Annotated in this window: 23 protein-coding genes; 15 read left to right on the forward strand and 8 right to left on the reverse strand. The window is 75.7% G+C overall.

Going from position 1 to position 23,486, the window contains the following annotated elements; translation table 11 throughout:
- Window positions 1-103 precede the first annotated feature (103 nt).
- The 5 genes from MF406_RS00005 (at window position 104) to MF406_RS00025 (ending at window position 5,782) form a co-directional block, all read left to right on the forward strand.
- Window positions 104-364 carry a hypothetical protein gene (locus MF406_RS00005; protein WP_242895960.1) on the forward strand — a complete coding sequence of 87 codons (261 nt, stop codon included), beginning with the start codon at window positions 104-106 and terminating at the stop codon, window positions 362-364.
- Between the two features lie 173 nt (window positions 365-537).
- On the forward strand, window positions 538-2,274 hold the full coding sequence (locus MF406_RS00010; RefSeq protein ID WP_242895961.1) for a hypothetical protein: 1,737 nt from the start codon (window positions 538-540) through the stop codon (window positions 2,272-2,274).
- 124 nt (window positions 2,275-2,398) lie between these two features.
- Window positions 2,399-2,680: a metal-sensitive transcriptional regulator gene (locus MF406_RS00015; protein WP_242895962.1), complete on the forward strand. Its 282-nt coding sequence runs from the start codon at window positions 2,399-2,401 to the stop codon at window positions 2,678-2,680.
- Window positions 2,681-2,751: 71 nt separating this feature from the next.
- Window positions 2,752-3,000, forward strand: coding sequence for a heavy-metal-associated domain-containing protein (locus MF406_RS00020; protein ID WP_242895963.1), 249 nt, complete (start codon window positions 2,752-2,754; stop codon window positions 2,998-3,000).
- 223 nt (window positions 3,001-3,223) lie between these two features.
- Window positions 3,224-5,782: a cation-translocating P-type ATPase gene (locus MF406_RS00025; RefSeq protein WP_242897876.1), complete on the forward strand. Its 2,559-nt coding sequence runs from the start codon at window positions 3,224-3,226 to the stop codon at window positions 5,780-5,782.
- A gap of 59 nt (window positions 5,783-5,841) precedes the next feature.
- Here the strand turns inward: MF406_RS00025 and MF406_RS00030 are convergent, their stop codons facing one another.
- Window positions 5,842-6,576: an HAD family phosphatase gene (locus MF406_RS00030; RefSeq protein WP_242895964.1), complete on the reverse strand. Its 735-nt coding sequence runs from the start codon at window positions 6,574-6,576 to the stop codon at window positions 5,842-5,844.
- Window positions 6,577-6,912: 336 nt separating this feature from the next.
- On the opposite strand from MF406_RS00030, the gene MF406_RS00035 reads away from it, so the two are divergent.
- From MF406_RS00035 to MF406_RS00065, 7 genes are all read left to right on the forward strand, one after another.
- Window positions 6,913-7,728: a type II CAAX prenyl endopeptidase Rce1 family protein gene (locus MF406_RS00035; RefSeq protein WP_242897877.1), complete on the forward strand. Its 816-nt coding sequence runs from the start codon at window positions 6,913-6,915 to the stop codon at window positions 7,726-7,728.
- A gap of 857 nt (window positions 7,729-8,585) precedes the next feature.
- The gene (locus MF406_RS00040) at window positions 8,586-9,284 is read left to right on the forward strand and encodes a DsbA family oxidoreductase (RefSeq protein ID WP_242895965.1); all 699 of its coding nucleotides are present in this window, start codon (window positions 8,586-8,588) and stop codon (window positions 9,282-9,284) included.
- Window positions 9,281-9,868, forward strand: coding sequence for a TetR/AcrR family transcriptional regulator (locus tag MF406_RS00045; RefSeq protein WP_242895966.1), 588 nt, complete (start codon window positions 9,281-9,283; stop codon window positions 9,866-9,868). The genes MF406_RS00040 and MF406_RS00045 overlap by 4 nt, the downstream gene beginning before the upstream one ends.
- 48 nt (window positions 9,869-9,916) lie before the next feature.
- Entirely contained in the window at window positions 9,917-10,075 is a 159-nt protein-coding gene (locus tag MF406_RS00050; protein WP_242895967.1) for a hypothetical protein, read from the forward strand.
- A gap of 127 nt (window positions 10,076-10,202) precedes the next feature.
- Window positions 10,203-13,190, forward strand: a complete 2,988-nt coding sequence (locus MF406_RS00055) for a lysylphosphatidylglycerol synthase transmembrane domain-containing protein (protein WP_242895968.1) — start codon at window positions 10,203-10,205, stop codon at window positions 13,188-13,190.
- Window positions 13,187-14,722: a DUF2079 domain-containing protein gene (locus MF406_RS00060; RefSeq protein ID WP_242895969.1), complete on the forward strand. Its 1,536-nt coding sequence runs from the start codon at window positions 13,187-13,189 to the stop codon at window positions 14,720-14,722. Before MF406_RS00055 ends, MF406_RS00060 begins: the two co-directional genes overlap by 4 nt.
- Window positions 14,723-14,857: 135 nt before the next feature.
- Window positions 14,858-15,493 carry a copper resistance CopC family protein gene (locus MF406_RS00065; protein ID WP_242895970.1) on the forward strand — a complete coding sequence of 212 codons (636 nt, stop codon included), beginning with the start codon at window positions 14,858-14,860 and terminating at the stop codon, window positions 15,491-15,493.
- Between the two features lie 99 nt (window positions 15,494-15,592).
- On the opposite strand, the gene MF406_RS00070 is transcribed toward MF406_RS00065, so the two are convergent.
- The 4 genes from MF406_RS00070 to MF406_RS00085 all read right to left on the reverse strand — a co-directional run bounded on the left by MF406_RS00070 (window position 15,593) and on the right by MF406_RS00085 (window position 17,769).
- The gene (locus MF406_RS00070) at window positions 15,593-16,147 is read right to left on the reverse strand and encodes a gluconokinase (protein ID WP_242895971.1); all 555 of its coding nucleotides are present in this window, start codon (window positions 16,145-16,147) and stop codon (window positions 15,593-15,595) included.
- A gap of 154 nt (window positions 16,148-16,301) precedes the next feature.
- Window positions 16,302-17,057, reverse strand: a complete 756-nt coding sequence (locus MF406_RS00075) for a 2,3-bisphosphoglycerate-dependent phosphoglycerate mutase (RefSeq protein WP_242895972.1) — start codon at window positions 17,055-17,057, stop codon at window positions 16,302-16,304.
- Window positions 17,058-17,149: 92 nt separating this feature from the next.
- Window positions 17,150-17,374 carry a helix-turn-helix transcriptional regulator gene (locus tag MF406_RS00080; protein WP_371744548.1) on the reverse strand — a complete coding sequence of 75 codons (225 nt, stop codon included), beginning with the start codon at window positions 17,372-17,374 and terminating at the stop codon, window positions 17,150-17,152.
- Window positions 17,371-17,769 (reverse strand): hypothetical protein, encoded by a 399-nt coding sequence (locus MF406_RS00085; RefSeq protein ID WP_242895973.1) that lies wholly within the window; start codon window positions 17,767-17,769, stop codon window positions 17,371-17,373. Before MF406_RS00085 ends, MF406_RS00080 begins: the two co-directional genes overlap by 4 nt.
- Window positions 17,770-18,003: 234 nt before the next feature.
- Here MF406_RS00085 and MF406_RS00090 point away from each other — a divergent pair, with 234 nt between their 5' ends.
- Window positions 18,004-18,606 (forward strand): DUF488 family protein, encoded by a 603-nt coding sequence (locus MF406_RS00090; protein ID WP_242895974.1) that lies wholly within the window; start codon window positions 18,004-18,006, stop codon window positions 18,604-18,606.
- A 125-nt stretch (window positions 18,607-18,731) separates the two neighbouring features.
- Here the strand turns inward: MF406_RS00090 and MF406_RS00095 are convergent, their stop codons facing one another.
- The 3 genes from MF406_RS00095 to MF406_RS00105 form a co-directional block, all read right to left on the reverse strand.
- Window positions 18,732-19,742 carry a glycine betaine ABC transporter substrate-binding protein gene (locus MF406_RS00095; RefSeq protein ID WP_242895975.1) on the reverse strand — a complete coding sequence of 337 codons (1,011 nt, stop codon included), beginning with the start codon at window positions 19,740-19,742 and terminating at the stop codon, window positions 18,732-18,734.
- Between the two features lie 204 nt (window positions 19,743-19,946).
- A complete protein-coding gene (locus MF406_RS00100) occupies window positions 19,947-20,630 on the reverse strand; it encodes an ABC transporter permease (RefSeq protein WP_242895976.1) in 684 nt (227 codons plus the stop codon).
- Window positions 20,627-21,283 carry an ABC transporter permease gene (locus MF406_RS00105; protein WP_242897879.1) on the reverse strand — a complete coding sequence of 219 codons (657 nt, stop codon included), beginning with the start codon at window positions 21,281-21,283 and terminating at the stop codon, window positions 20,627-20,629. Before MF406_RS00105 ends, MF406_RS00100 begins: the two co-directional genes overlap by 4 nt.
- Before the next feature lie 56 nt (window positions 21,284-21,339).
- On the opposite strand from MF406_RS00105, the gene MF406_RS00110 reads away from it, so the two are divergent.
- Together MF406_RS00110 and MF406_RS00115 are read left to right on the forward strand one after the other, a co-directional pair.
- The gene (locus MF406_RS00110) at window positions 21,340-22,527 is read left to right on the forward strand and encodes an ABC transporter ATP-binding protein (RefSeq protein WP_242895977.1); all 1,188 of its coding nucleotides are present in this window, start codon (window positions 21,340-21,342) and stop codon (window positions 22,525-22,527) included.
- 303 nt (window positions 22,528-22,830) lie between these two features.
- Window positions 22,831-23,463 carry a PepSY domain-containing protein gene (locus tag MF406_RS00115; RefSeq protein WP_242895978.1) on the forward strand — a complete coding sequence of 211 codons (633 nt, stop codon included), beginning with the start codon at window positions 22,831-22,833 and terminating at the stop codon, window positions 23,461-23,463.
- The last annotated feature ends 23 nt before the right edge of the window (window positions 23,464-23,486 follow it).

Here is a 23,486-nt window from a genome sequence, read left to right on the forward strand (position 1 = left end):
GCGGGGATCCGGCAGCGTGTGCCACCGACGATGAGCGGTGGCGTGCGAGCTACCGTCTTGACCTCTCGACGTCACGACGGCGGCGGCGACCGACCATGGTGGAGTGAGCCGCCGCAAGACGACCGTGCACTTGAGCTCGGAGGTCCTGACCGCCACCAAGGCGCTGGCCGCTGCGCGTGGGTGCAGCGAGAGCCAGGTGGCCGAGGACGCGTTGCGGGCCTACCTGCGCGCCAGCGAAGCCGAGGCGGCGCGCGCCGACCTGCGCTCGCTGATGGATCGGCTCGCCCAGCGCACCGACCTCGACGACGACACGGCGGTGGCCGTCGCCGTCGAGGAGGTCCGGGCGGTTCGTCACGGCGGCTGACTGCCCGACCCAGGACGAGCTCGTCGTCGCCCTCGCCCGAGCCGCGGACGTCGCGCGCAGCCGACCCCGCGCCCGGCGGATCGGCGGACCGGCCCCGCGCCCGGCGGACCGGCACCCGTCCAGCACCGCCTAGGCTCGTGGTGCCGCCGTCCCCGACCGGAGAAGCTCCCCCCATGAGCACCATGCTGCAGAAGGCCGTCACGCCCCAGATGTCCGCCGCCTACCTCGAGCGCGGCCTGGACCGGGTCAGCGGCTACGTCGTGCCGGCGGCCGAGGCCGCCGCGGTGACCACGACGGAGGGCCTCTTCGAGCTGCACGGCCTCGGCTTCGACGGCACCCCGTTCGCCCCCGACAAGCCCATCGACGTCCTCCACCAGGCAACCTCCCCGACGGCGGTGGTCGTCCCCGCCGTCGGCGGCACCGACGAGGCCGGCCGACGGGCCACCGGCGGGCCGTTCCTGGAGCGCCCGCCCTTCGCCGGCACCGGGTTCGCCACCAGCGGCGAGGTCAGCGTGCCGCTGTTCTGGCTGGAGCACACCCGCCTGACCCCCGGCGCCCGGCTGTGGCGCTTCACCCCCGGCGCCGCCGAGCCGGAGCTGATCGGCACCTACCACGGGGTGGTCTTCGGCTGGCAGAACCACCTCGCCGGCGACACGTTCAAGGTCATCCCGGCGTCGAAGTTCGTCGGACCGGTCGCGAAGCTGGCGGACGGCACCTTCGCCGCGGACGTGCGCACCGACGACGACGGCGTGCCCACCGTGGTCACGATCGTCGCCCACGGCGCGGGCGCCGAGGAGCACGGCTTCACCCAGACCAAGGCCGGGACCTGGGCCAAGCAGCTGCCCGCCAGCCAGGTGCCCGAGCTGTTCGAGATCCACGCCGGGGCCCGCTGGCACGGCATCCCGGTCCGGGTGGTCGACCAGTGGCCCGGCCAGGACGGGGAGCAGTTCTGCCGGGTCTCCTCCCTCGCCCACGACGCCGACATCGCCGAGCGCCTGCACATGGACAAGCTCGACGCCGGGGTCTACGAGTCCACCGTCCCCCTCAAGGCCCTGACCGACGTCGTCTACGCCCAGCGCATCCCCAAGGCGTGGGCGAAGGAGGGGCAGCTGAGCAAGATCGCCGAGCAGCAGCAGCGCGCGGCCGCGGCGCAGACGGCTGCCCCGGCCGGAGCCCCCGCCGGCGCACCCGCGGCAGGCGCCCCCGCGCCCGGCGCCCCCGCCGGCGCGCCCGCGGCAGCCGCCCCCACGCCCGGTGCCCCCGCCGGCCCAGGCGGCAGCGGTGCCCCAGTGGTCCGCGTCGCGCCCGCCGGCGAGGCCGGCGCAGACCACCCGCTGAACCGGTTCGCCCCCGAGCTGCAGCGGGTGGCCCAGGGCCTCGTGCGGGTCGCCCCCACCGGCTGGACCCGGGCGCGGGTGCTGTGCCGGATGACCGGCAGCCGCGGGGAGATCCTCGCCGGCGCCACCCGGCCGGACGGGTCGGAGGTGGCGCTGCCGGCACTGCCGGGCGACGTCGGCAAGGCCCTGGCGGAGATGCGGCACAAGGGCTACGAGCCCGGCAAGGGTGCCTGGTTCGGCGCGCTCGTCACGCTGGAGTCCAGCGGCCGGCTGAGCGTGCGGCTGGACCACGAGCACGAGCAGCAGTGGGCCAAGCCGCTCGAGCCCGGCCAGTACACCGAGGACCTGCGCCGCTACCCCCGCGACCCTGAGCACATCCCCGACTGGCTGCGCCAGGCACTGGACCGGGAGGCGGCCAGCCAGCCGTCGGCCGGGCCCACCGCCGCGCAGCCCGATGGCACCGCCGGCGGCGCGCAGCCCGACGGCACCGCCGGCGCCTCCGAGTCCAGTACCGACAGCGCCCAGCAGCCCGACGGGACCCAGCGCAGCCAGCAGCCCGGCGACCCGGCCTGAGCCACCCGGGACGAACGTCCCGCCCGCGCGCGCCTCGCGACGGCGTAGCGTCCTCCTCGGAATACCCCCTACGGGTACTCTGTTGGCGCCGGTGGCGAGCGACCACCGACACCGAGGAGCAACCATGGCCGGCTACAGCGGCACCAAGGAGCAGTACCTCAACCGCATGCGGCGGGTCGAGGGCCAGGTCCGGGGCATCGCCCGGATGATCGACGAGGACACCTACTGCATCGACGTCCTCACCCAGATCTCGGCCGTCACCAAGGCCCTGCAGGCCGTCGGCATCGGCCTGGTCGAGGACCACCTCGGCCACTGCGTCGTCGACGCCGCCCGGTCCTCCGAGGAGGAGGGCCAGGCCAAGGTCACCGAGGCGGCCGACGCCATCGCGCGCCTGGTCAGGTCCTGAACCGGTCCCAGCCGTCACCCCCGCAGCCAATCCGGCAGCCAACCCCGCAGCACATCCCAAGGAGAAGCTCGATGAGCACCACCGACACCGCCCGCACCACCGTCCTCGACGTCGAGGGCATGACCTGCGGGCACTGCGTCCAGCACGTCACCACCGAGCTGACCGCGCTGCCGGACGTCCAGGACGTGGCCGTGGACCTGCACGCCGGCGGCCGCTCCCAGGTCACCGTGCACTCCGCCGTCGCCCTCGACGACGACGCCCTCCGCGCCGCCGTCGACGAGGCCGGCGGCTACACCGTGGCGGACATCCGCCGGGACTGACCGCCCGACGGCGCCGGCCCGGGTCCCGCCCGACGGCGCCGCCCCGGGTCCCGCCCGACGGCGCCGCTCGCGTCGCACCCACGAAGGCGCTCAGGTCCTTCGGCAGACGCCACGGACGGCCTGCACCCCCGCACGCTCTGGACCACCGGAAGAAGGCACCGTGCCCACCACCACCGAACCCACCGCCGCACCACTGGGTGAGGTCGACCTCAGCGTCGAGGGCATGACCTGCGCCTCGTGCGTGGCCCGGGTGGAGAAGAAGCTCAACCGGGTCCCCGGGGTCCGGGCGACGGTCAACCTGGCCACCGAGTCCGCGCACGTCGAGCTCGTCGACGCGGTCCCCGACGCGGACCTGGTCGCCGCGGTCGAGGCCGCCGGCTACGGCGCCACGGTCACCCGGCGCCGCGGCGCCGGGACGACGGCGGCCGCGCCAGTCGGCGGCACCACCGCGACCGCCGTCGGCACCGGCACCATCACCGGCACCCCGGGCGCCGCCACCACCGGCACCGCCACCGCCGGCGCCACAACCGCAGGCACCGCCGAGACCGACGCCACCGGCACAGCCAGCACCGCCGCAACCCCCACCCCTGACGCCCCCACGTCCGCCGAGCGGCGCACGGCCGACCTCCGCCGCCGCCTCGTCGTCTCCGCGGCGCTGACCGTCCCCGTGGCGGCGCTGTCGATGGTCCCGGCGCTGCAGCTGCCCGGCTGGCAGTGGCTGGTCGCCGCCCTGGCCCTGCCGGTCGTGACCTGGGGCGCCTGGCCCTTCCACACCTCCGCCGCCCGGGCCGCGCGGCACGGCGCCTCGACCATGGACACCCTGGTCTCCCTCGGCGTCGTCGCCGCCACCGCGTGGTCGCTGTGGGCGCTGCTGCTCGGCGGCGCCGGCGAGATCGGCATGCGGATGCAGCCCACCCTGATCCCGGCGGCCAGCCCGCACGGCGCGGCGCCCGAGCTGTACTTCGAGGTCGCCGCCGTCGTCACCACCTTCCTGCTCGCCGGCCGCTACGCCGAGTCCCGGTCCCGCCGCCGGGCCGGGGAGGCGCTGCGCGCGCTGCTGTCCCTCGGCGCCAAGGACGTCGCCCGGGTGCGCGTGGACGCCGCCGGGCACCGGATCGAGACCCGGGTGCCGATCGACGCGCTCGCCGTCGGCGACCTCTTCGCCGTGCGCCCCGGGGAGAAGGTGGCCACCGACGGCGTCGTCGTCGCGGGCACCTCGGCGCTGGACACCTCCCTGCTCACCGGCGAGCCGGTGCCGGTGGACGTCGGCGTGGGGGACGACGTCGTCGGCGCCACCGTCAGCACCGGCGGGTACCTGCTGGTGCGCGCCACCCGGGTCGGGGAGGAGACGACGCTGGCCCAGATCGGCCGGCTCGTCACCCAGGCCCAGACCGGCAAGGCGCCGGTCCAGCGCCTGGCCGACCGGATCTCGGCGGTCTTCGTCCCGGTCGTCATCGCGCTGGCGGTGGTGACCCTGGCCGCGTGGCTGGCGCTGGGCAACCCGGTGCAGGCCGCGTTCACCGCCGCCGTCGCCGTCCTCATCATCGCCTGCCCCTGCGCGCTCGGCCTGGCCACCCCCACCGCGCTGCTCGTGGGCACCGGCCGCGCCGCCCAGCTCGGCATCGTCATCAAGGGCCCGGAGATCCTGGAGTCCACCCGCACCGTGGACACCATGGTCCTGGACAAGACCGGGACCGTCACGGCCGGGCGGATGACGCTCGCCGACGTTTCCGTGCCGCTGGGTGTGACGGCGGGGGCCGGGGCGGCCGGGGCCGTGCCGACGGCGGCCGTGGTGTCCGAGGTCGGGGCGCCGGGAGCCGGGGTGGTCGGGGCGCACGACGGCGGCCGCTTCGCCGACGGCGACGGCGCGGCCTCCCTCGACGGCACCCGAGCCGAGGCCCTGCGGCTGGCCGGCGCCGCCGAGGCGGGCAGCGAGCACCCGATCGCCCGCGCCATCACCGAGGCCGCCGCGGCCGCTACCGCCGACGGCGCCGCACTGCCGCCGGCCACGACCTTCACCAACCACGCCGGCCGGGGCGTGGCCGCCACCGTGAGCGACGCCGGGTGCGAGATCACCGTCCTGGTCGGGCGGCCGTCCTGGCTCACCGAGGAAGGCGTGACCGGTGCCGGGCCGACCGACCCGGTGACCCAGGCGCACGCCCGGGCGCAGGACTCCGGCGCGACCGCCGTCGCCGTCGCCTGGGACGGGCAGGCCCGCGCAGTCCTCACGCTGCGGGACCAGGTCAAGCCCACCTCGGCCGAGGCGGTGGGCCAGCTGCGGGCGCTCGGGATCACCCCGTACCTGCTCACCGGGGACAACCGGGCCGCCGCCGAGCGGGTGGCCGCCGAGGTCGGCATCGACCCGGCGCACGTCGTCGCCGAGGTCCTGCCCGAGGACAAGCTCGCGGTGGTGCGCCGGCTGCAGGACGAGGGCCGGGTCGTCGGCATGGTCGGCGACGGCGTCAACGACGCGGCCGCCCTCGCCCAGGCCGGCCGGCGCGGCCTGGGCCTGGCGATGGGCACCGGCACCGACGTCGCGATCGAGGCCAGCGACATCACGCTCGTGCGCGGGGACCTGCGCGCGGCGCCGACGGCGATCCGGGTGGCCCGGCAGACCCTGCGGATCATCAAGCAGAACCTGTTCTGGGCCTTCGCCTACAACGTCGCCGCGCTCCCGCTCGCGGCGCTCGGGCTGCTCAACCCGATGATCGCCGGGGCGGCGATGGCGGCCAGCTCGGTCATCGTCGTGACGAACTCCCTCCGGCTGCGCCGGGCCGGCTGACCGGGCCGCGACCCCGGCGGCCGGGATCACCGCCGGCGGTGGGCGGGCTCGCCGTCCGGTCAGCGTCCGCCGAGCCCGGCGACGAGGTCGACGGTGACCTCGTCCAGGCTGCGGACCCGGGTGTCGGCGAGGGCCAGGGCGTCCTCCGCCACGGCGAAGGCGTCGTGCGGGACGACGATCACGTGCATGCCGGCGGCGGCCGCGGAGCGCACGCCGTTGGACGAGTCCTCGATCGCCACCGCCCGACCGGGCTCCACGCCGAGGAGCTCGCAGGCGCGGGCGTAGCCGTCGGGGGCGGGCTTGCCCGCGGCGACCTCCTCGGTGGAGACGGTGGCCCGGAAGCGGTCGGCAACCCCCAGCTCCGCCAGCACGGTGTCGATGAGCCGGCGCGGGGAGGAGGAGGCCAGGCCCAGGGGGAAGGCGGCGGCGAGCCGCTCGACCGCCGCCACGGCCCCCGGCATGAGCGGCAGGTGCTCGCGGTACCGCTCGGCCATGGCCTCGATGGTCCGCTCGGCGACCGCCGCCGGGTCCCCGCGCACGCCGACCGTCTCGGCCATGTACCGGGACCACTCGGGTGTGGACATGCCCATCATCGCCTCGGTCGCGCCGGCCGGCCACGGCACGCCGTCCTCGGCCGCCAGCCCGCGCCGGACGGCGTCCCACATGGTCTCGGTGTCGGTGAGCACGCCGTCGAGGTCGAAGACGACCGCGGCGATCGGGCCTGGTGCGGGCGGAGCGTCGGGCGCGGGCGGGCCGGCGGAGGCGTGGGAACTGTGGGGCGCGTGCGGGCTCATGCCGCCATCATGTCGCGCCCGGCGCAGCCCGCCGGCCGGGCGGTCGCATCCTCTGTGGTACTTGATCCGCAGATCCGGCCCGGGAAAGCGCTTCAACGACTACACAGGATGGGGCCGACCCGAGGCGGCTGCGGCTGGGGCTGGGGAGGAGGAGGTCGCCAGGGGACGCGCGCAGCGAGGCACACCGGGGTGCCACCGTCGGTAGACACTGTCCCGGTGACCAGCGAGCCCCGCCGCGCACCATCGGTCCCCGAGCCGCCGGCCGACACGCCGGCCGCCCCCACGCCGTCGGAGCCCGAATCGGCCGCCACCGAGCCGTCGGCCGACGTACCCGCCATGTCCCAGCCGTCCGGCCCCGGGACTGCCGCGCCCCTGCCCGCGGCCCCGGCCCCCGCCCAGCCGCGGGCCCGGCTGCGGGCCGAGGTCCTGATCGTCCTGGGCCTGTCGCTGGGCGCCTCGGCGGTGTACGCCGTCGTCAACATCGTCGCCCGCCTCACCGCCGGCACGCCGCTGTCCCAGCAATCCACCGCGCTGAACCCGTCCCGGTCCCCGCGGCCGTACCTGGACCTGACCTACCAGCTCCTCGAGATCGCCTTCGCGCTGGTGCCGGTGGCCCTCGCGCTGTACCTGCTCACCGAGCCCGGGCGGCGCGCGACCGACCGGATCGGCCTGACCCTGCGCCACCCCGGCCGGTCCCTCGCGGCCGGCGTCGGCCTGGCGGCCCTCATCGGGCTGCCCGGGCTCGGCCTCTACGCCGTCGGGCGCGCGCTCGGGGTGACCGTCGAGGTGCAGGCCGCCACGCTCAACGAGCACTGGTGGACCGTGCCGGTCCTGCTGCTGGCGGCCCTGAAGAACGCGCTGCTGGAGGAGGTCATCGTCGCCGGGTACCTGATTGAGCGCCTCGAGGAGCTCCGGTGGCGGCCGGCCGCCGTGGTCGCCGCGAGCGCCCTGGTCCGCGGGGCGTACCACCTCTACCAGGGCTTCGGGCCGTTCCTCGGCAACGTGGTCATGGGCGTCGTCTTCGCCGAGTACTACCGCCGCCGACGGCGGACCACGCCGCTCGTCGTCGCGCACACCCTGATCGACGTGGTGGCCTTCGTCGGGTACGCGCTCCTGCCCGCCGGGCTGCTGGACCTGCTGGGCGTGACCTGACCCAGGGGCCGAGCCGGAGCCTGGGCGAAACTCGCCATCGCCGTACTCCCCGGACGCACGACTCGGCCGCGAGCACCAGGCTGCAGCCTGGAAGCTGCCGCCGCGTGCCCGCACCTCCCGCGCGTGCCAACCCTCGACGACTACACCTCCACCCTCCGGCGCGGCGGGACCGCGCTGGCGGCCCAGGTGTTCGCCGAGCCGCCGCCGCGCACCGGAGCGGTGCAGGTCGATGCCGCGTTCGCGCCCTGGCCGACCACCTGGCTGAGCGCGACGGCTGGCAGGCACCCTCGTGGGTGCGCGACGTCACCCGCCGCACCAGTGGCTGGTACCCGGCGGTGCCGGACGTCTTCCGGGCAGAGGTGACCGGGAGAGCCCGCGCGCCTTCCGAGAGCGCGGCATTCTCATCACGGGACGGTCGCTGGATCGGGCATGAGCGCCCGCGGCGCGCCCCTCGACGCCGACGGCGTCCGCTCCGAGGAACAACCCGGCCGGCTGAGCGTGGGCGAAGCCGCTGAGCGCTTCGTCCGGCCGATGGGTCGCCAGTCCGCCAGGTCAGGCGGCGTCCACCCAGATCTCGATTCTCGTTCCGCACCTCGCCCGGCCGGTGCGTGGTTGGTAACCGGTGCTCCCCGGAGCCGGGTGGGCGGGCCCCACCCCCAACGATCTTGACCCCTAGTTCAAGTTGCCCTAGCCTTCTTGACCATGGCGTCAAATAGTGTGGTGAGCGACGGCCAGCCCGCTGTCGAGGCTCCTCGCAAGGACCGTGCCGACAGCGTCGAGGCAAGCCTGCCGTCGTTGCAGCTCCTTCCTGCGGGCGACGCGTTCGGCGTGTGCGATGTGAACGGAGAGTGCTCCTGATGACCGGTGAGACGTTCGAGCGGATCAGGGACCACCTGGTGGTGGATGTGTGGAGCGACGTGATGTGCCCGTTCTGCTACATGGGTGACGCGCTGCTCGCGCGGGCCCTGGAGCAGTTCCCTCACAAGGACGATGTCGAGGTGCATTACCACAGCTTCCTGCTCATGCCGGAGCTGTCCAGCGACACCCCGATCGACCTGAACGAGCTGCTGGCGGCCAAGCGCGGATTCCCGCGCGAGCAGGCCGCGGCGATGAACGAGCAGATCGCCGCCCGCGGACGCGAGGTCGGACTGGAGTACCGGTTCGACCGGGTGCTGGCGGTCAGTACGCGTACCGCGCACGAGCTCAGCCACTTCGCCGCGGCGCACGGAAAACAGCACGAGATGGTCCAGCGCCTGTTCCAGGCCTACTTCACAGACGGACTCAACGTTGCCGACCACCAGGTGCTCGCTGATCTGGCCACCGGGGTGGGCCTGGACCGGGACGCCACGCTGGCGGCGCTGGCCAGCGGCAGGTTTGCCGACGCCGTGGACGCGGACGTGGAGCAGGCGCGTCAGATGGGCATCTCGGGGGTGCCGTTCTTCGTGTTTGCCGGCAAGTATGCAGTCTCGGGTGCGCAACCGGTCGAGGTGTTCGGTCAAGCGCTCGAGACGAGCTGGAACGAGACAGTCGGGACCGCGGCCGGAGCAGGGCGATGACAGAGCCTGGCCCGCGGCTGCGAGCCGACGCGCAACGCAACGTCGAGGACATCCGCCGGGCCGCCCTCGACGTGTTCCGCATCGGTGGGCTGAGCAGCCCCCTCGGGGAGGTCGCGCGTGCGGCCGGGGTCAGCAAGGGCACCATCTACCACCGGTTCGGCGGCAGGCAAGGCTTGATCGATGCGGTGGTGGAAGACCTGGTTGCCGAGCGCATCACCGGGATCATCGCGACCGTGGACACGATCGCGGATCCAGTCGAACGGTTCGAGGAGTACCTCCGCCGGATCTGGCTGCTGCAGTACGACGAACCGGCCGCCAACGATGTGCTGCTACGCGCCCTGCCCGCATCGGAAGCTGTCAACTCGCTGTGTGAACACGCCAGCGAGGCTGCAGGTCGTCTCCTAGGAGATGCCCAGGCCACGGGTCGCATCCGGCACGACCTCACCCCGGACGACGTGTATCTGCTGATCTGGGAGCGCGGGATCATCGCCCGCGCCTGTGACCAGCAGCCGCGCGAGGGCTACCGCCGCCGCTTCGAATACACCCTCGCCGGGCTCCGCGCACCTGCTGAGCCGTCGCCATAGCTGCAGGCCCTCGGCGGCCCTCCACCCGCCGGCGCGGGGGCCGAGCTGGTGGCTCAGGCGTTCACCGAGCGGCCACCACGCACCGGAGCGGTGCAGCTCGATGCGGCGTTCGCCGCCGTGGCCGACCACCTGGCCGAGCGCGACGGCTGGCAGGCCCCCGCCTGGACGGTCGCTGGACCGGGCATGAGGGCCCGCGGCTTCACTTGAGAGCCCGGCGCCTCCGTGAGAACCCCCGGACCCAGCGTCTGACGGCGGACAGGTCGGTCCAGAGAACCCGCGAACCCGCCCGGGGCGGTCCCTCGGGCGTCGAGATCGCGCCCGTAGACTCGCCGCCATGGAGGAGGCGCCAGGCAGGACGGGCACGTCCGCGCCCGGCGGAGACGCCGCGGCGAACGGTGCCGGCGCGATGCACCAGGGCGGTGCGCCAGACGAGGCCGGCTCCGGCAAGGGCGGTGCGACGGCCGCGGCGCCGGCCACCGACGCCTCGCCGTCGGCCGCGCCCGACCACCACCGGACACCCTCGCGGCCGGACGTGGCCTCGCCGCGGCGGGAGGTCCTCCTCGTCGACCTGCCGCAGACCCGGGTGCGCCGGCCCGGGGACCTGCTCGCCCTGGTCCTGGCCGTGCTGGGCATCGGGGCCGTCCTGATCCTGGCCGTCTACGCCAACGCCACCACCCACGCCGTGACCGAGGACGTGCAGACCGCCGTCGCCGGCACGGTGCGCCAGGTTCTCCTGCTGCCGGTCACGGTGCTGGAGGGCCTGGTCACCTTCTTCCTGCCCATCGCCGTCCTGGCCGACCGCCTCCTGCGGCGCAGCTGGCGCTCCGCGGTGGAGGTGATCGTCGCCGGCGTCGGCGGCGCGCTGCTCACCGAGCTGGCGCTGCTGGGCCTGGACGCGCTGGGCCCGTCGAACCTGACCAACGGGCTGGCGGTGACCACCGAGGGCTCGCGCGTCATCGCGATGAACCCCTACGCCGCCGCTCTGGCCGGGCTGCTCACCGCCGTCGGGGACCGCTCCCGGCACCGGCTAGTGGGCTGGTCCTGGGGGCTGCTGTGGGTGGTGCTGGGCCTCGCCGTCGTGCAGGGCAACCAGACCCTGCCCGGGGTGCTCGTCACCGTGCTGCTGGGCCGCGTCGCCGGCCTGGGCGTGCGCTACGCCTCCGGCGTCCTGCACGACCGGGCCACCGGCATCTCCCTGGTCCGCGGGCTGCGCCGGGCCGGGGCGGACCCGGTCCGGGTGGTCCGGCTGGACCCACTCGGCCAGGCCGGGGCGCGGGCCTGGACGGTCACCACCGCCGCGCCGATCGGCTACACCGAACGCCTGCGGGAGCCGCAGCGCCCGGACCCCCGGGCGGGGCGGGAGCGGCCGGGAGCGCCGGACGAGCCGGCCCGCCGGGAGCGGACCGGCGCGACGGCCTACGCCGCAGCGGCGGCCGGCCGGGCGCCGTCGGCGGCGGCCGGCCGGGCGCCGTCGGCGGCGCCGGGCCTGACAACACCAACTCCGGCGACGGCGACCGCGGCGACGCCGACCTCGACCACCACCAGCCCCTCCCCCGCGGACCTGCTCGCCGCCGTCGACCAGGAGGCCGGCGACACCATCGTCCCCGACGCGCTGACCGACCCCGCCCAGGCGCTCGCCGAGGCCGCGCCCGCCGGGCTGCAGCACGAGGAGGACAGCCCGCACCGGGTCTACGCGGTGTGGGACGCCCAGGGCCGGCGGCTGTCCGTGTCCGTGCTCGACGGCGACCGGCACGTCGTCGGCATGCTCACCGGGCTGTGGGACTCCATCCGGCTGCGCGGGCACGACCGGCGACCGACGACCACCCTCCGGCAGGCCGCCAACCGGGCCGCGCTGCTGACGCTCGCCGCCCGGGCCGCCGGGGTCCGGACCCCTGAACTGGTTGGCATCACCGAGGCCCGCGACTCGGTCATCATCGTCACCGAGCACGTCCCGGACGCCCGCCGGCTGGACGAGCTGGCGCCGGCGGAGGTCGACGAGGACGTCCTGGACGACGTCTGGCGGCAGGTCACCGCCGCCCACGCCGCCGGCCTGGCGCACCGGGACCTGCAGGCCGCGGCGTTCTCGGTGGACCGGGCCGGCCGGGTGTGGCTGCGGGACTGGGAGAACGGGGAGATCATCTCCTCCGAGCTCTCCCGGCGGATCGACCTGGCCCAGCTCCTCGCCATGCTCGCCGTCCTCGTCGGCACCGACCGGGCGGTGGCTTCCGCGGCCCGGGTCCTCACCCGGGAGCAGCTGGCCTCGATCGCGCCGCTGCTGCAGCCGGTGGTCATGCCCTACCGCACCCGCGCGGCGAGCAGCGACCACCGCGCGCTGCTCGCCGCCCTGCGCGAGGAGCTGGTCGAGGAGGTGCCGCGGGCCGACGTCGCCCCGCTGCAGCTCAACCGGTTCTCGGTGCGCACGGTGGTCACCGTCACCCTCGCCGTGGTGGCGGTGTGGCTGCTGGTCAGCCGGTTCAACTTCGAGGAGGTCGCCTCCGCGGTGCGCGCGGCGAGCCCGGCGTGGATGGTGGTGGCCTTCGTCGCCGGGCTGCTGACCTACGTCGGCTCCGCCGTCGCCCTGGTCGCCTTCTCCCCGGAGCGGCTGGCGCTGTGGCGCACCGTCCTGGTCCAGATCGCCGCCTCGGTGGTCTCCCTGGTGGCCCCAGCCGGCATCGGGCCGGCGGCGCTGAACCTGCGGTACCTGAACACCCAGCGGATATCCACCCCGCTGGCGGTGGCGACCGTGGGGCTGGTCCAGGTCTCCCAGTTCGTCACCACGGTGCTGCTGCTCGTGGCCGTCGCGCTGGTCACCGGGTCCGTCGGCAGCCTCAGCGCCCCGAGCGGCTCGGTGCTCGCGGCCGTGGCGCTGGTGGTGGTGGTGCTCGGCGCCCTGCTGCTCGTGCCGCCGCTGCGGGCCTGGGTGTGGGCCAAGGTCGGCCCGACCCTGGAGCAGGTCTGGCCCCGGCTGGTGTGGGTCTCCACCAACCCGCGCCGGATCACCGCCGCCGTGCTCGGCAACCTGCTGATGACCGCCGGGTACGTCACCGCCTTCGGGGCCTCCCTGGCGGCGTTCGGGCAGTCCCTGCCGCTGACCTCGCTGGCCATCACCTACCTCGCGTCGAACTCGGTGGGCGCCGTCGTGCCCTCCCCCGGCGGCATCGGCCCGGTGGAGCTGGCGCTGACCACCGGGCTGAGCGTGGCCGGCATCCCCTACGCGACGGCGCTGTCCGTGGCGATCCTCTTCCGGCTGCTAACCTTCTGGGGCCGGGTGCCCATCGGCTGGGCGGCGCTGCGCCACCTGCAGAAGCGCGGGGTGCTGTGACCGCACCCGGCGAGGCTCGCGGTGGCGGGGCACGCACCGCCGGGCGCCACACCGCCGTCGGGAGTACCGCCGCCGGGAGCACCGCCGTCGGCAGCACCGCCGCCGGCCGGCCCCGGCCGCCGCGCACCGCCGCCGACCGGTGGGTGCCGTGGCTGGTGGCCGCCGCGGTCACCGCCGTCTACACCACGTTCGCCTGGACCCAGTGGCGGCTGCTGGAGTCGCCGTCGTGGGACCTGGGGATCTTCACCCAGCTCGCCAAGGCCTACGCCCACGGGCAGGCGCCGGTGGTGACCATCAAGGGCGAGGGGTTCAACCTCCTCGGCGACCACTTCCACCCCCTCCTGGTCCTGCTCGGCCCGCTCTACCGGCTCTTCCCCTCCGGGCTGACGCTGCTGGTCACCCAGGCCGTGCTGCTCGGCGTCTCGGCGGTGCCGCTCACCTCGGTCGCCCGGGACCTGCTCGGCCGGGCCCGCGGCACGGTGGCCGGCGCGGCGTACGGGCTGAGCTGGGGCCTGCAGGGGGCTGTGGCCGTGCAGTTCCACGAGATCGCCTTCGCGGTCCCGCTGCTCGCCGCCGCGCTGGCCGCGTTCCTGCGCGGGCGGTGGTGGGCGACGGCGCTCTGGGCGGCCCCGCTCGTCCTGGTCAAGGAGGACCTGGGCCTGACCGTGGCCGCCCTCGGCCTGGTGCTGGTGTGGCGGGGCTGGCGGGCCGGCGGCTGGCGCACCGCCCCGGCCCGCGCCGGCGCCGCCCTGACCGCCTGGGGCCTGGCGTGGACGGTGCTGGCGATCGGCGTCGTCCTGCCCGCGCTGAACCCCCGCGGCCGGTGGGACTACGCGGGCCGGCTGAGCGGGACGGACCAGGGCGGGGCGGACCAGGGCGGGCTGCTCGGGACGCTGCTCGGCGCGTTCGTGCCCGGGGAGAAGTGGGTCACCGTGCTCCTGCTGGTCGCCGCGGCCGGCGTGGTCGGGCTCCGCTCGCCGCTCGCCTGGCTGTGGCTGCCCACGCTGGCCTGGCGGTTCCTCGGCGACGTGGAGCACTACTGGGGCTGGGGCTGGCACTACTCCGCGGTCCTCATGCCGGTGGCCGCGGCGGCCCTGATCGACGCCGTCACCCCCGGGCCCGGGCGCCCGGCCCGGCCGGCGGGACGGGCGAGCCTCGCCGTCGTCGTCGCCGCGCTGACCACCGCCCTGATGACCCCGGCCCAGCCGCTAGCCCGGCTCGCCGACCCGCAGACCTACGCGCTGCCCGCCCGGCACGCGGCCCACACGGCCGCGCTCGACGCCGTCCGGCCCGGCGCCACCGTGGAGACGGACGTCTACCTGATGGCCTACCTGGTGCCGCGGGCGCAGGTGTACTGGGTCGGGAACGAGGGCAACCCCGCGCCGGACTACCTGGTCCTGGACACCTGGCGCGGCACCTGGCCGGGCCGCGACGCGGACCTGGCGGCGCTCGCGGAGGAGCGGCACCCGGGCACCCGGTACGAGGTCGTGCTCGACGACGACGGGTTCGTCGTGGCCCGCCGGGTCGGCTGACACGGGGCCGGGCCGGTTCGCCGGGTCGCTGACCGCAGGGAAAGACACCCGGAGGCGGGCCGGACCATCGGCTCGCGCCGGCAGGCGCAGGACAGCACCGGACGGGTGGTGTCGGCCCGTCCCTACACTGGCGGCATGCCCACCTCCTCGTCCGTCGGTTCCCGCGCGCCCGCTCCCCGGAGCGCGGCCTGGTCGGCGCTGCTGGCGGCGCTCCTCGGCGGCCTGCTGCTCCTGGCCGCCGCCGCGCCAGCGCGCGCCCACGACGTGCTCCTCGAGTCCTCCCCGGCCGACGGCGAGACCCTGCCGGCGGCCCCGGCCGAGATCGTCCTGACGTTCAACAACGAGCTGCTCGACGGCGGCCAGGCGATCGTCGTCGCCGACGCCAGCGGGGCGACGGTGGCGGAGGGGTCGCCGGTGCTCGCCGGCCGCACCGCGACCCTCGCCCTGCCCGACCTTCCCGGCGGGCAGTACGCGGTGACCTGGTCGGTGGTCTCCTCCGACGGGCACCGCATCGACGGCGAGCTCGGCTTCACCGTCGAGGGGACCGCCGCGACCGGGACGCCGGACACGGCAGGGACCACCGCGCCCGGGGCGGCCACCGCGGGGCCAACGGACCCGGGCACGGCAGCCCCGGCCGACACCGCCGACGGCGGCGCGGAGGCCGCCGGCGACGCCGCGGCGGGCGGCGTCCCGGGCTGGGTGTGGCTCGTGCTCGCGGTCGGCGCGCTGGGCGGCGTCGTCGCCCTCGCCGTCCGCCAGTGGCGCGGCTGAGCACTGGCCCGGCGGGCGCGCGCGCCGCTAGGTGAGGACGCGGAGAGCCCCCGTGGCGCGCGGGGCGAGCCGGCCCGGGTGCGGTCAGTCGGTCAGGGCTCAGTAGTCCTTGAGCTGGTCCAGCACCTCGGCCAGCACCTCGCGCGGGGAGCCGGTGTTGGTCACCTTGAACCCGTTCTCGTCCGGCTCGAGCTCCTCGAGCGTGGCGATCTGGGAGTCGAGCAGGCTGGGCGGCATGTAGTGGCCCTGCCGGTGCTTCATCCGGTCCAGGGTGAGGTCGGTGGGCGGGGCCATGTGGACGAAGACGGTGCGGCCCTCGGCGCCGCGGAGCACGTCGCGGTACTTCTTCTTCAGGGCCGAGCAGGTCACCACTGTGGAGTGCCCCACCCGCGCCTCCGCGGTCATCCACTTCTGGATCGACGCCAGCCACGGCGCCCGGTCGTCGTCGTCCAGCGGGGTGCCTGAGGCCATCTTGTCCCGGTTGGCCTGGGGGTGGAACTCGTCACCCTCGGCGAAGACGTAGCCGAGCTTGCCGGCGAGCATCATGGCCAGGGTCGTCTTGCCCCCGCCGGAGACGCCCATGACGACGAGGTGGCGCGGGCCGGCGGCCCGGCGCGGGACGGGGAACATGACTGTGGGTGCGGGCTGAGCCATCGGGACGCTCCGATCTGGGGACTCCTCCGAACGTACCGCGTCCCGCCGGTCCGGCCCGGCCCGGAGGTCTCATCGGGGCGTGGAAGCCGGGGCGTCGCGTCGACCACCGGGCGTGGAAGCCGCGCCAGGGCGTCGCCCTCCCGTAAGCCGGAACTCAGGTGCCGCCCTCCCGGGCGATCACCAGGGCCTCGGCCCGGGCGAGGTCGGGGTCCAGGTACCGGCCGCCGGGGACCAGCGGACGCAGCCGGTCGCCGTCGGCGAAGTCGTAGCGCAACGGCCGGGCGTTGGGGAGGTTGAGCTCGCGCAGCTGGGCGGGTGTGAGGTCGTCCAGCAGGGCGCACAGCGCCCGCAGAGAGTTGCCGTGGGCGACGACGAGCACGTCCCGGCCGGCGTGGACCAGCGCGGCCAGGTCCGCTATCCAGGGCCGCAGCCGGTGCACGACGTCGGCCAGCGACTCGGTGGCGGTCAGGGCCTCGGCGGGCAGCCGGTCGAACGGGCTCAGCCGTCGCCACAGGGCCAGCGTCTCCGCCGGCAGCGGGGGCGGCCGGCCGGTGTAGGAGCGGCGCCAGTGCAGGAACCGCTCGGGGCCGTACCGGGCCAGCACCTCGGCCTTGGGGTAGCCGGACAGCGCCCCGTAGCTGCGCTCGTTCAGCCGCCAGGTGCGCAGCACCGGCGCGTCGGTGCCCACCTGCGCGGCGACGAGCTCGGCGGTGCGCCACCCGCGGGAGAGCTCGGAGGTGACGATGAAGTCGGGGCGCCAGCCGGCGCCGGCCAGCCGCAAGCCCGCCTCGTGGCAGGCGGCCTCACCGGCCGGGGTGAGGTCGACGTCGAGCACGCCGGTGAACAGGCCGCGCGCGTTGCCCACCGACTCTCCGTGCCGGACGAGCACCACGGTGCCAAGACTGCCCACCGCACCACTGTGGCAGGACCGGGCGGGGTGCGGACGGGGACGTCCGTCACCCTGCCGTCATCGAGGTCGCCGCGTCGCCGAGGAGCCCGGGGCTACCCGACCCGGACGCGCGCGAGGTCGTCCGGGTCGGGGGTGAAGATCGCCTCGATCGGCGTTCCGAAGACCGCCGACAGGCGCATCGCGACCTTCAGGGTCGGCTCGTACCGGCCGTTCTCCAGGGACACGATCGTCTGGCGTGACACGTTGATCCGGTCCGCCAGCTCGGCCTGGCTCCAGCGCCGCTCGGCGCGCAGGACCGGAAGACGGTTCGCGATCACTCCGCCGCACCGCGATCCCGGGCCCACGCGAACGCGATCACCCAGACCAGCGCGGCGGCGGCAGCCGGCACCGCGGCCGTCACCCGCGGCAGCCCGGCGAATGCCTCCAGCAGCGCATACCCGAGCCCGGCGACCACGATCACCAGCACCGTGACCATGGACGCCCGCGCAGCGTCCTGACGCTCCACGCCCTCGGTGTCGCCGCGCAGCAGCGCCTTCACCGTCGTGGCCACCAGCAGGACCAGGCCGAGGACTGCGGCGACGGCCAGGGCCCAGCCCGCCCACGGCGGCAGCGCATCGCGCGCGTACAGCACGCCCGCCAGCACCGAACCAACGAGGAACACCACGGTCCCGGCGACCACCGCGACCCACTCACGAATGCTGAACGTCGTCACGGCCACGACCGTACAGTTTGCTTGTCTAGATGACAAGTGACCTTGTCACGAGCAGGGCGGGTGACGCCGTCGACCCCATGTCGTAGGTAGCGTCTGGAGGACGAGCCTCCACCCGCCAGCCGCCCACCGGTCGCCGGGGCGAGCCGGCCGCTCCCCACGAGGTCGACGCCGGCCCCTTATCACCGCCGCGCCGCCGATCGGCCAGCACGAGGCCCCGCCGCTACCCTGCGGCACATGGGAGCCGCAGCGCCGGGGCCGCCGGCCGCCCCCGGGCCAGTCCCCGCGCAGCTGCTCACCGTGGGCCACGGCGCCCTGCGCCGCGACGGGCTCGCCAGCCTGCTGCGCTCGGCCGGCGTCGCCGAGGTGGTGGACGTGCGCCGCTACCCCGCCTCCCGGTCCAACCCCGACGTCGCCCGGGAGGCGCTGGCGGGGTGGCTGCCGGCCGCCGGCGTCGACTACCGGTGGGAACCCCGGCTGGGCGGCCGTCGGCACCTCACCGCCGCCGACCGGGCGACGTCCCCGGACACCTGGTGGCAGGTGGAGGCCTTCCGGGCCTATGCCGGCTGGACCCGCACGCCCGACTTCCGCGCTGCGCTGGCGCAGGTGCTCGCCGGGTCGGCGGAGGCCCGGGTCGCGGTGATGTGCTCGGAGGGGGTGTGGTGGCGCTGCCACCGCCGGCTCATCGCCGACGTCGCCGCCCTGGCGCACGGGACCGCGGTCGTCCACCTCATGCCCGACGGTGCCCTGCGCCCGCACCAGGTGGCCACCGGCGCCCGGCTGCTCGCGCCAGGCCAGGTCGTCTGGGACGGGGCGACGGCGGGGGTCCAGAGCCGCTGACCGCCCCGCCCGTCCGGTCCGACGGCGGCCCCGCGGCTGCGCGCGCCCGCTCCCGTCCCCCGCCGGGCGTCCGGCGGCGACCACCGCGGCCGGGCGCCCCGGGAAGCTCCTGCGTAGGTGCCCGCTCAGCTCTCGGCGAGCGCGGCGTCGGAGGAGAAGACCATCCCCAGCGCCACGTCCCCGCCGGTGACCGCCTGCTTGGTCAGCGGGCCGCCGGCGTCGAGGGAGACGAACTCGGTGATCGTCAGCCCGTAGGTCTGCTCCAGGCCGGGCTGGCAGAACGGCCGGTCCGGGCACTCGACCGGGCCGCCCAGGGACACCCCGCCGTCGCAGGCCTCGGCGAGCTCGCTCAGGGTGCTGACGTCGTGCTCCTCGGCGAAGGCGGTGGTAACGGCGTAGGCGTTCTGGTCGGCGGCCTCGGCCGGGGCGCCGAAGACCAGCCCGACCTGCTCGCCGAGCGTGGTCAGGTTGGTCACGGTCTCCTGCAGGTCCGCGCTGGCCAGCGGCGCGTCGTCGGTCGCGTCGGGCCCGTTGACCTGCTTGTTGAGGTACTCGGTGAGCGTGCCGGCGTACTCGGGCACCACGGTCAGCTCCCCGGAGGTCAGGGCGGGCTCGTAGGTCTCGCGGTTGCCGATCGTGCGCACCTCCACCTCGTAGCCGGCGTCGGTCAGCGCCAGGGCGTAGAGCTCGGCCAGGGTGGCGGCCTCGGCGAAGTTCCCGGCGCCGACGACGACGCGGCCGCTGCCGGAGGTGTCGGGGACCTCGACGCCGGCCTGCTCGTAGAAGGCCTGCGCCGCCTGGCGGGAGGTCTCCCGCTCGACGTCGACCTGCTTGTTCAGGGCGATGAGGTCCCCGGTGGTCAGGACCGCCGAGACGGCGTCGAGCGCGGAGATCAGGGCCGGCTGCGCCGCGTCGGCATTGACCGCCGGGATGACGTTGTCGACGGTCTGCAGGCGCTGGTCGTCCTCCAGCACGACGAGCTCCTCGCCGGCGACCGGTTCGCAGACGACGCCCCCGCCGTCGCCGGTGGCACCGGTCTCCGGGGCGGAGCCGCCGCCGGCCGAGCCGGGCTCCCCGCAGGCAGCCAGGGTCAGGGCGGCTGCGGCGAGGACGAGGGTGAGCCGGGGCGTGCGCAAGGGTGACCTCCGAGGGTCGGACGGGCGCGCGGGCTGGACCATTCGACAGCGCTGGCGGGGCCGGCGCAACCGGCCGGCGTGGCGTGGCCGGCCGGGCAGCCGGTGGCGAGGCGCCCGGGCCGGGCAGCCGGACGTGTGGCGGGCTGCCCGGGGCTCGTCGGCCGCCTGCCGGCCCGGCCGCCGTCGACGGCCGGCCGCGGACGGCTACGCCGCCCGACCGGCGGCGGTGACCCGCAGTGGCGCCGGGGTCAGGGCCCGCTGGGCCAGCGCGAGCAGCCCCTCGACGGCCAGGCACACGACGACCACGAGCAGGGCGCCGGCCAGGGCCTGGCCGAACCGCTGGGTGAAGATCCCGTTGGTGATCACCAGCCCGAGCCCGCCGCCGCCGGCGAGCGCGGCGAGGGAGACGGTCGCGATCACCTGGACGACGGCGGTGCGCACCCCGGCGGCGACCAGCGGCAGCGCCAGCGGCAGCTCCACGGCGGTGAGCAGCCGCGCCGGTGACATCCCCATGCCCAGGCCGGCGTCCCGGGCGGCCGGGTCGACCGCGCGCAGCCCGGTGACCGTGTTGGCCAGGATGGGCGGTACGGCGAACACCGCGACGGCGAGGATCGTCGGGGTCTGCCCGACGCCGAGCCCGGCGGTGAAGATGTAGAGCAGGGCCAGGGTCGGCAGCGCCCGGGTGAGGTTCACCGCCCCCACCAGGGTGTCCCCGCGGCCGGTGCGGCCGAGCCACAGGCCCAGCGGCAGGGCCACGACGGCGGCCAGGACGACGGCGGCCAGGGTCATCCACAGGTGGTCGCCGAGGAGCTGCAGGATGCCGCCGGACCCGGTCCAGCTCAGCGGGTCGTTGAGGTAGGTGAAGGCGTCGCCGATGATCTCGCTCATGCCCGCCGCCACGGGGTGAGGGCCTTCTCCACGGCGAGCAGGACGACGTCGGCGAGCAGCGCGATGGCCAGGCACAGCAGGGTGGCGGTCATGATCTCGGCCCGGTAGGCGGAGGTGAAGCCCCGGAACATGAGCTGGCCGAGCCCGCCGTAGCCGACCACCACGCCGACGGTCACCAGGGCCACCGTCGTCACGGTCGCCAGCCGCACCCCGGTCAGCACTGCCGGCAGGGCCAGCGGCAGCTCGACGGTGAGGAAGCGCCGCGCCGGGGAGTACCCGAGGCCCCGGGCGGCGTCGACGACCGCCGGCGGCACCCCCCGCAGCCCGACCAGGATGTTGCGGACGAGGACGAGCAGGGCGTAGGCGACCAGGCCGATCAGGACGGTGGTGCGGCCGATGCCGGTGACCGGGGCGAGCAGCCCGAACAGGGCGAGGGAGGGGACGGTGTACAGGACGGCGGAGGTGCCGAGCAGCGCGCCGGACAGCGCCGGGCGGCTGCGGGCGAGGAGGGCGACCGGCACGGCGATGACCAGCGCGATGGCCACCGCCTGCAGGGTGAGGCTGACGTGCTGGCCGGTCAGCCGCACGAGGTCGGCCCAGTTGTCCTCCACGTACCGCCAGGACAGCCACGGGTTGTCGGCAGCCATCGGCATCACGGCGACGACGGTACCGGCGCGCCGCCGCCCCGGCCCCCCGGTACCGTCATCGGGTGCCGGACACCTCCCCGCCCACGGCCCACATCCGCTTCGACGGCGTCCGCAAGGCCTACGCCGACGGCACGGTCGCCGTCGCCGGGCTGGACCTGGACGTCGCCGCGCACGAGCTGCTCACCCTGGTGGGGCCGTCCGGGTCCGGGAAGTCGACCCTGCTGCGGATGGTCAACCGGCTGGTCGAGCCCACCGCCGGGCGGGTGCTCCTGGACGGCACCGACGTCGCGACCGCCGACGCGGTGCGGCTGCGCCGCGGCATCGGCTACGTCATCCAGGACGTGGGCCTCTTCCCGCACCGCACGGTCGCCGACAACGTCGGGACCGTCCCCGGGCTGCTCGGCTGGGACCGGGGGCGGACCCGGCGGCGGGTGGCCGAGCTGCTCGAGCTGGTCGGGCTCGACCCGGCGGTCTACGGCCCCCGCTACCCGCACGAGCTCTCCGGCGGGCAGCGCCAGCGGGTCGGCGTGGCCCGCGCGCTGGCCACCGACCCGCCGGTGATGCTCATGGACGAGCCGTTCGGCGCCGTCGACCCGGAGGGGCGGCGGTCCCTGCAGCACGAGTTCCGCCGCATCCACGACGAGCTGGGCACCACCGTCCTGATGGTCACCCACGACATCGACGAGGCGGTCGCGCTCGGGGACCGGGTGGCCGTGCTCAGCCAGGGCGGGCACCTGGAGCAGCTCGCGGACCCGGTCACGCTGCTGACCCGGCCGGCCAACGACGTGGTGACCGGCCTGGTCGGCGACGCGCGCGCGGTGCGGCTGCTGCCGATCACCGACCTCACCGCCGCGGACCTGGAGCCGGTGACGGGGCCGGGCGGTGGCGGGCCGCCGGGGCCGGCCGACAGCGGGGAGTCGAGGGGGCCCGACGGCGGGGAGCCGGGGGCGCCCGACGGCGGTTCGGCGACGGGGCCGGCGGACGGCAGGCCCGCGGCGGGGCCGGCGGGCGACACGCCCGGCCGCGTGCGGCTCGGGCAGAGCCTGGACGCCGCGCTCTCCGCCCTCGCCGTCGCCTCGGGCGGGGTGGCCACCGTGGTCGACGACGCCGACCGGCCGGTCGGCGCGCTCACCCCGGCCGGGCTCGTCCGGGCGCTGCGCCGCTCCGCGCTGGCCAGGCCCGGCCCGGCCCGGTCGACGGAGGAGGCAGGCCATGCCGAGCGCCACCGGGACGGACCCGGACGCGGATAACAACAGGGCGCTGACGCTCGGTGACGGCGCTGACGGCTCGGCGATGGCGCTGACGGCTCGGCGATGAGCCGATCCCGCTCGCCGGGCCGGGCGTCCCGAGTTGCAGCACGGGGGTGTGCGCGGACCACCACAAAGTCCCTTTCGGACCGAGTCCTGCCGCATCTTGGACTGCGGAATCTCGCCAGTCCGGCCGTCCCGGTCCGGGGCCCGCGCAGCGCTTTGTGGTCGTTCGCGAGCAGCTCGGCTGCCGGCCGAACCGGCCATGCGGGTGCGGGTCGCCGGAGGACGGGGTTCCATAGGTGGATGAAACGGACATTCGCTACCGCCACAGCGGTCGCGCTCGCCGTCGCGCTGGCCGGGTGCGGCGAAGACTCCCCGGACGACCCGGACGACGGCACCACCGCCACCGTCACCGCCACCACGGGCGGCGCCACGACGACGGCCGCCACCGAGACGCCGTCGCCGACCGGAACCGCCGACGGCACCGGGACCGGGACGGGCGAGACCGCCGGTGACGTCGCCGGCGCCGTCGCGGCCCTGCAGGCGGCGGCCGGCGCGGTGCCGGACGGCCAGCCGTTCGACATGGAGACCGAGAGCCACCAGGGTCAGCAGGTCTGGGAGATCCTGGTCGCCTCGGGCGGCCAGCAGCACGAGGTCTTCGTCGCCCTGGACGGCTCCGAGGTGGTCGACCAGCACGAAGAGGCCGAGCCCGACGACGACGTGCAGAAGGTCGAGGAGGCCCAGGTCGACGCCGTCCAGGCGCTGCAGACGGCGGCGGAGCAGAACGGCGGCACGCTGTCGGAGATGGAGATCGACTCCACCGAGGACGGCACGGTCGTGTGGCAGGTCGAGCTCCGCCAGGACGACGGCTCGACCGTCGAGACGCTGGTGGACGCCACCACCGGTGACCTCGTGCCCGCCCCGGCCGGGGACTGACCCGGCGACCCCAGCCGCGCGGC

Origin of the sequence: Georgenia sp. TF02-10, assembly GCF_022759505.1 — a bacterium.
In the GTDB taxonomy this organism is placed as follows: domain Bacteria; phylum Actinomycetota; class Actinomycetes; order Actinomycetales; family Actinomycetaceae; genus TF02-10.

Excerpts from the sequence above, each read along its gene's own strand:
- MF406_RS00010 (WP_242895961.1), top strand. The coding sequence starts at position 538 with ATGAGCACCATGCTGCAGAAGGCCGTCACGCCCCAGATGTCCGCCGCC.
- MF406_RS00030 (WP_242895964.1), bottom strand. The coding sequence starts at position 6,576 with ATGAGCCCGCACGCGCCCCACAGTTCCCACGCCTCCGCCGGCCCGCCC.
- MF406_RS00020 (WP_242895963.1), top strand. The coding sequence starts at position 2,752 with ATGAGCACCACCGACACCGCCCGCACCACCGTCCTCGACGTCGAGGGC.
- MF406_RS00015 (WP_242895962.1), top strand. The coding sequence starts at position 2,399 with ATGGCCGGCTACAGCGGCACCAAGGAGCAGTACCTCAACCGCATGCGG.
- MF406_RS00070 (WP_242895971.1), bottom strand. The coding sequence starts at position 16,147 with ATGGCTCAGCCCGCACCCACAGTCATGTTCCCCGTCCCGCGCCGGGCC.
- MF406_RS00115 (WP_242895978.1), top strand. The coding sequence starts at position 22,831 with ATGAAACGGACATTCGCTACCGCCACAGCGGTCGCGCTCGCCGTCGCG.
- MF406_RS00090 (WP_242895974.1), top strand. The coding sequence starts at position 18,004 with ATGGGAGCCGCAGCGCCGGGGCCGCCGGCCGCCCCCGGGCCAGTCCCC.
- MF406_RS00055 (WP_242895968.1), top strand. The coding sequence starts at position 10,203 with ATGGAGGAGGCGCCAGGCAGGACGGGCACGTCCGCGCCCGGCGGAGAC.
- MF406_RS00035 (WP_242897877.1), top strand. The coding sequence starts at position 6,913 with ATGTCCCAGCCGTCCGGCCCCGGGACTGCCGCGCCCCTGCCCGCGGCC.
- MF406_RS00025 (WP_242897876.1), top strand. The coding sequence starts at position 3,224 with ATGACCTGCGCCTCGTGCGTGGCCCGGGTGGAGAAGAAGCTCAACCGG.
- MF406_RS00065 (WP_242895970.1), top strand. The coding sequence starts at position 14,858 with ATGCCCACCTCCTCGTCCGTCGGTTCCCGCGCGCCCGCTCCCCGGAGC.
- MF406_RS00100 (WP_242895976.1), bottom strand. The coding sequence starts at position 20,630 with ATGAGCGAGATCATCGGCGACGCCTTCACCTACCTCAACGACCCGCTG.
- MF406_RS00105 (WP_242897879.1), bottom strand. The coding sequence starts at position 21,283 with ATGCCGATGGCTGCCGACAACCCGTGGCTGTCCTGGCGGTACGTGGAG.
- MF406_RS00040 (WP_242895965.1), top strand. The coding sequence starts at position 8,586 with ATGACCGGTGAGACGTTCGAGCGGATCAGGGACCACCTGGTGGTGGAT.
- MF406_RS00045 (WP_242895966.1), top strand. The coding sequence starts at position 9,281 with ATGACAGAGCCTGGCCCGCGGCTGCGAGCCGACGCGCAACGCAACGTC.